Raw genomic sequence first — 6,203 nt, forward strand, 5'->3', positions numbered from 1 at the left:
CGCCGGGAACGGTGCTCAAGACGCGCAGCTTTCGTTACCACATCTTCGGCTTCCCCACGCTGCTCGAGACCACCCAGCTGCTCTACCGGTCGACTAGCCAGACCGGCAAGCCGACCGTCAACGTCACCTCGGTCATTGCGCCGCCGATCCAGTTCGACAAGACGAAAGTGCTCTCGTATCAGTCCGCCTATGACTCGCTCAATCGCAATGACGAGCCGTCGTACGCGATCTCGGGTGGCCTGCGGCTCGGCGGAGTCGTCCCCAATGTCGAGGCGGCGGTCTTCGGACCATTCATCGCCGATGGGTACACGGTCATCGTTCCCGATACCGAAGGCCAGAGCGCGAACTTCGCCGCGGGCCCCGAATACGGGATGAACACCCTCGACTCGATCCGCGCGGCGTTCAGCTCGTCGATCATCCCCGGCGATGCGATGGTGGCGATGCTTGGGTATTCCGGCGGTGCGATTGCCACCGAGTGGGCCGCCGAGCTTGCCCCGACGTACGCGCCAGACGTCAACAAGCGCATGATCGGCGCGGCGATCGGCGGCGTGCTTGTCGACCCGGCGCACAACCTGCACTACGTCGAGGGCACCGGATTTTGGGCGGGCGTCATGGCGATGGCGATGGTCGGAATCGGGCGTGCGTTCGAGATCGAAGCCGAGCTGGAAACATATCTAAGTCCCAACGGCGCGAGGATCTTTCATGAGATGCAGACCGCGTCGATCGTCAACGTGCTCGGCCAATATCCCGGTTTGACGTGGCAGGACCTGGTTAGTCGCGAATACCCGACTCCCGAGAGCCTGCCGCTGTATGTCCAATGCGCCAACAAGCTGATCATGGGTACGTCCGGTACGCCGACGATCCCGCTATTCATCGGCCAGGGCGCCAACGGTGAGCTCGAGGGCACACCGGGCGACCACGAAGGGATCGGCGCCGGTGACGGTGTGATGATCGCCGGCGACGTGCGCACGCTTGCCCGCGACTACTGTGCAAAGGGTACGACGGTCTACTACGAGCAGTACGACGCGCTCAGCCACATTTGGAGCGTCCCGATCTGGTTGTTGAACTCGATCGCCTGGATCAAGCAGCGCTTCACGGGCCTGCCGGCGCCGGAGAACTGTTCGTTGATCCCGGACGGCAACCCGCTCACGCCAATCCCGACGCAGAAGCCGGGTTAGCGCTTCAACATTCGTTTGAGAACCGGCAACGCCAACGGCGTCGGTACGAACCGGGTCGATCCCAACGCCAACTTCACGTGGGGTCCGCCCGGGACCACCGAGGCGTGACCATGCTCGGCGGCTTTCAGCGCGTCGGCGACCACCCGCTCGGCGGAAACGTGGGTGAATCCGGGCAGCTTGTCCACCAGGTCTTGGGCGTCATTGGTGGCCTGGAACTCCGTCGGCACCGGGCCGGGGCAGACGGCGGTGACCGTCACACCGTTGTCGGCGACTTCGGCGTTGACCGCCTCCGACAGCCACAGCACGTACGCCTTGGACGCGGCGTAGTTGGCGTTGTACGGGGCCGGCTGAAATCCCGACACCGACGACAGGTTGATGATCGCGCCGCGGCGCCGCTCAACCATGCCCGGCAGGTAGCGCAGCATCAGGTCGGCGACCGCCTCGACGTCGACGCGCAGCATCTGTAGTTCCTTGTCGCGGCCTTCGGCGCCGAACTTCGTGTAGATGCCCAGCCCCGCATTGTTGACCAGAATGTCGACGTGGACGCCCAGCTCGTCGATGCGGGCTTCCAGCCGGTCCCGGTCGGCCGGCACCGCGAGATCGGTGCCCACCGCGACGGCGTGCTTGTCGCCGCCCAGTTCAGCGCACAGGCTTTGCAGTCGGTCCTCGCGGCGGGCGGTGACGACGACGCGGTAGCCGCGGGCCACGAGTTGACGGGCGAATTGCTCGCCGATGCCCGAAGATGCGCCGGTGACGACGGCGATTGAGTCGGGTGATGGTGGTGGAAGAGTCATGTAGGACGAGCCTACTCACATGCCGAAGTGCGTGCGCTGCACGGCCGCCACGGCATCGGGTGGTCCGCTCACTTCGACTCGCGCCGCGGCTTGGCGGCCAAAGATGTAGAGCAGGAGTTCACCCGGCGGACCGCTGAGTCGAGCCGTCGGTCCGCCTGTTCGAGCCATGTCCCGCTCGTTGGTTCCCGCCCACTCAACCTCGAGCCCGCAACCGTGCAGCCGCCGGCTTAAGTAGTGGCTGCTGCGGCGAACATTCCGCCACAGGGCCGCATTCATCTGAGGAGTCAGGTTTCGGGATTCTCGTCTATTGGCTCGGCGGACGTCCTCATGATGAACAAAGAACTCGTTGAGGTTCGCCAGAGACCGGACCCACCCTAAGCGGAAGAGGCCGACAGGCGGGCCGGACCGGATCCGCGAGACCAGCCAGGTGAAGTCCTCGCTCTTAGCCAGCCTGACCCTGCGCTGCTCCGCGAACCGTTGGAAGGGGCCGGGCAGGACGAGGCAGGGCCCCGCAACGAGATCGCGTTCTCGCAACACGAGATGGGCAGCGAGGTCATGAGCAGCCCAGCCTTCGAGCAGGGTCGGAACCGACGGGCCGAGCTCATCGAAGAGGTCACAGAGGGCAAGGCGTTCCTGCGTGTCTAGCGGAACCATGAACGCTTCGGCGTCGGAGGCCGACGAGACACATAGGGCCACGGTTGATTTCGCTCCGGGACAGAGCTGGCTCGCGCCTGCTTGAGCTGGGTCCGCAGCTGTTGGCGTAACTCGTGCAGGTCCGGATCGGTCCACCGGTTGCTCGACTCCGTCGGATCGGCGGTGAGGTCATACAACTCCCACTGGTCGTCGAGTGGGCTCGTACGATATGACTCTCCGCCAAGCCCATTGGCCGCGAGGTGGCGGACACCCGGTTCGGTCCAGGTTGCCGGATCGTCGAAGGTGCGCACCAGCTTCCACAGGTGGCCCTCGCCGCCGGCACCGTCGTCGACGCGGACCACCAAGCCCTCGAAGTTCGACGCGACGTGTGCGGGCACCCGGATACGCAGCGGCGCAGGCGGATTCATCGTCCGCTTCAACCGCCGCGCCAGACCCGAGGCGCCGGTGTCGCCCTCGAGCATGTTGTCGCGGGTCAGCAGGTAGACGGCGCGGGTGTCGTCGGCCGGCGCCCCGTCTACGACCGGCATCAGGTCCCGGCCCGGCAGCGGGTGCACCTCGGAGAATGACCCGGCCAGCTTGGCGGCCGCGGCCTCAACGTCGACACCGGCCGCCCCCAGCAGGGTCGGCACCAGGTCGACATGCGACGTCGGCGCCGTGACCGTCCGCGGTGACGTCGCACCTTCGCCGATCCGGGCGATCACGAACGGCACCCGGGTGGCCTCGTCGTAAAGGTTGAACCACTTCTGGTGCAGCCCGCCGTGCGCCCCGAGCAGATCGCCGTGATCGGAGGTGCGCACCAGCACCGCGTTGTCGGATCCGCCTTCGGTGACCGCCCGTCGGACCCGGTCGATCGGCCCGTCCACCTCGGCGTGCAGCCGGTAGTAAAGATCGCGGTAGCGCTGCGCGTTGCGGCGGTAGGTCCGACCGATCGCCGGCGCCGGGCCGTAGCCGGTGAAGTACGCCTCCCGGAACGCGATCTGCGCCGCCGGCTTGGTCGCCAAATCCTCGTCGGCAGTCGGCGCCGCGGGCACGTGCGGCGGGTCCAGCCGTGACGGCTGCAACGGGTTGCCGCGCACCCAAGTCGGAAACAACACGATGTCGTGCGGGTTGACGAAGCTGGCCACCAACAGGAATGGCCGCTGCGCGTCCGCCTCGCCGGCACGGCGGCGCGCATAGCGGTCGACGAGCCACCCGACAACGCGGTCGGCGATCAACGGATCGCGACGAACGCCGGCATCGGCCAGCCGTGCGCCGTGCGGCTCGGGACCGACCCATCCCGAGAAGCCAAACGGCGCAAGGGGATCGGCGTCGAGATAACGTAGCACCGCGACAGGGTCGACGACACCGTCGTCGTCATTGGTCGCTAGCACTTGCCCGTCGGCGTCGCGCAGATCGGCGTGCGAAATGTGCCATTTGCCGTCGTAGTGGGTGTCGTAACCCGCCGCGCGGAACCAATTGCCCAGCGTGGGCACCTCACCTTGGCGCAGCCAGCGCATCCGTGAGTCGTACGCCGTCTTGCCGATGCCGTCGGTCTGGGTGACGCCGTGCAGGTCGGGATAGTGCCCCGTGAAAATCGTTGGGCGGCTGGGCACGCAGGCCAGAGAGCCGGTGTAGTGGCGTGCAAAGCTGACGCCGTGCTCGTCGAACCACTTCCGGCCGGATAGCGTCCGGTTACGCCACGCGAGCACCTTGCCTGACTCGTACGGCGGAATTGCGCGTTCCTCGTCGGTCATCAGGATGATGATGTCGGGGCGATCAGACACGAGGCTTCTCCACTCGATTGGCGAGCCCGGCGAGCATGACGTCGGACTGTCGCACCTGGACGCGGCACATCGCGCGTTCGGCGAGCTTTTGCATTGCGTGCGGCCCGATTTCGACCGTGCTGGTCAGTGTCACGACGGTGTCGCCGCCGTGGATCCGCCGTAGCGTCCACCGGTTATTGAACCGGCGCAGCCGCTTGGGCAGGCCTTCGACGTCGTACGCGAGTGCCCACGTCGGGTCGAATTCGGTGATCCGCTCCACCAGTGCATTGCGACCGATCTGGACTCGCCGAGTGGTGCCGACGGACTCGCCGTCGTGATTGAGGATGCAGGAGTGATCGATGTTGTCCGCCCACGAACTGATCGAGCCGAAGTCGGCAAGGACGTCCCAGACTTCCGTCGGTTCGGCCAGCACGGTACGGCTGCGGGCAATCTCGGCCACCGCATCACCGTACGCGGCGGGAAGCTCCGTTGTGCGGCGATGCCGTTAGGCCGGTCTCCGGGCGTCGTTTCTAGCGGCTGACACGATGCGAGCAACGAGCTTGCCGCCACGGATGACCTCAATTGTCTGGCCTGCCGCAACCTTATCGAAGTACCGCCCGGCGCGCGTTCGTAGTTCATCAAGCTCGATGGGCCGACCGGCGTCCGCCGGGACCGGCGCGACCCGCGAATCACTGGTCGACACGATCCGCGCAATCATCTTGCCGCCACGCACGACATATATTGTCTCGCCGGCGGCAACCCTGTCGAAGCACTGTCCGGCGCGCGTTCGCAACTCGTCTAGTCCGACCCACCCACCGGCGTCCGGTGCCGCGACTTTGACAGATCGCGCCGGGATCGGCGCCACCCTCCAGTCACCGACCGGCACGATCCGGGCCACCAGCTTGCCGCGACGCACGACATCGATCGTCTCCCCGGCGGCAACCCGCCCGAGATACGTACACGCGTTACTCCGGAGTTGGCCCAGGCCAATCACTTCCGGCATTTCGCTCAGCCGGCCGGCGCCAGCATATCCTTCCATCCGTCGTCTCCTGTTTTACTCGAATTGTCGACCGCGTACTTCAAACCGTTGGGCCCCGCCAGTTCACCGCTCTGCGGACTGTAGACGGCCGTGGCAGGCCCGCTGGGAACGTAGACGCAGGGATTGGGTTGTTGCCCATTGCATTCCACATTGCCCGAACCCGGCCGCTGCAGCGGATCGCTGATGGGCGGCGGCGTCCCTGTCACCCGGTCGGAAGGCGCCGGGTTGAGGCCAGTGTTGATCGACGGTGCGGGTATCACGTGGCCGGGATCCACCGGTTGATCGCATCGCGCCCCGGGCGCCGGACAGTTGCGGATCTGGTTGGGGTCGCCGTACCACGGGTTGGTGCCCAGCGGTTCATACGGTTTGTTGCTGCGGCATTCCCGTGGCGTCGCTGCGCGTTTACCGGGGACATCGACACACGGATAGTTGCGTGCCCCGCGCACTGCGTTGGCGGGAGCGTCCTGCGGGATCTTGCAATACGTTCCGGATGGCATCGGCGCCAGGCTGGTATCCGCCGGAGACCGCCACTGAGATGCCGGGACAAAGCCGGTCAGACACGGCGGGGGCTGGTTGATCGTCAGCGCGGTGTCAAGCGCGGCGTAGCCCGGGAACGCCGCCGTTACCGCCTGGCCTTCCGCGCCGCCCTGCGGATAGGCCACCAGCAGTTGCTCGACGCCCTTGTGGTAGCGCTTGAGCATCTCCAGCACGATCTCGAGATTCGCCAGTGTCTGCGGCAGCGTCTCGCGGACGTCGCTGAACACCTCGTTGACCTGGTCGGCGGTCGGCGCCCCTT

5 protein-coding genes and 2 pseudogenes are annotated in these 6,203 nt (G+C 66.3%); 1 reads left to right on the top strand and 6 read right to left on the bottom strand.

Going from position 1 to position 6,203, the window contains the following annotated elements; all coding sequences use genetic code 11:
- The coding region (locus VKI00_RS28655; protein ID WP_324444248.1) for a lipase family protein at positions 1–1,178 on the top strand (1,178 nt) is incomplete at its 5' end.
- A 206-nt stretch (positions 1,179–1,384) separates the two neighbouring features.
- On the opposite strand, the pseudogene VKI00_RS28660 reads toward VKI00_RS28655, so the two are convergent.
- From VKI00_RS28660 to VKI00_RS28685, 6 genes and pseudogenes are all read right to left on the bottom strand, one after another.
- Positions 1,385–1,972, bottom strand: a pseudogene (locus VKI00_RS28660) (SDR family NAD(P)-dependent oxidoreductase); the annotation flags it as partial.
- Positions 1,973–1,987: 15 nt separating this feature from the next.
- Positions 1,988–2,626 carry a TIGR03085 family metal-binding protein gene (locus VKI00_RS28665; protein ID WP_324444252.1) on the bottom strand — a complete coding sequence of 213 codons (639 nt, stop codon included), beginning with the start codon at positions 2,624–2,626 and terminating at the stop codon, positions 1,988–1,990.
- Complete coding sequence (locus tag VKI00_RS28670) at positions 2,614–4,389, bottom strand: sulfatase-like hydrolase/transferase (RefSeq protein WP_324444254.1); 1,776 nt, start codon at positions 4,387–4,389, stop codon at positions 2,614–2,616. Before VKI00_RS28670 ends, VKI00_RS28665 begins: the two co-directional genes overlap by 13 nt.
- Entirely contained in the window at positions 4,382–4,828 is a 447-nt protein-coding gene (locus tag VKI00_RS28675; protein WP_324444256.1) for an SRPBCC family protein, read from the bottom strand. The genes VKI00_RS28670 and VKI00_RS28675 overlap by 8 nt, the downstream gene beginning before the upstream one ends.
- A gap of 45 nt (positions 4,829–4,873) precedes the next feature.
- Complete coding sequence (locus tag VKI00_RS28680; RefSeq protein ID WP_324444258.1) at positions 4,874–5,407, bottom strand: hypothetical protein; 534 nt, start codon at positions 5,405–5,407, stop codon at positions 4,874–4,876.
- Positions 5,377–6,203, bottom strand: a pseudogene (locus VKI00_RS28685) (MCE family protein); the annotation flags it as partial. The gene VKI00_RS28680 and the pseudogene VKI00_RS28685, both read right to left, overlap by 31 nt.

The sequence above is a fragment of the Mycobacterium sp. genome, from assembly GCF_035314665.1.
Classification (GTDB): Bacteria; Actinomycetota; Actinomycetes; order Mycobacteriales; family Mycobacteriaceae; genus Mycobacterium.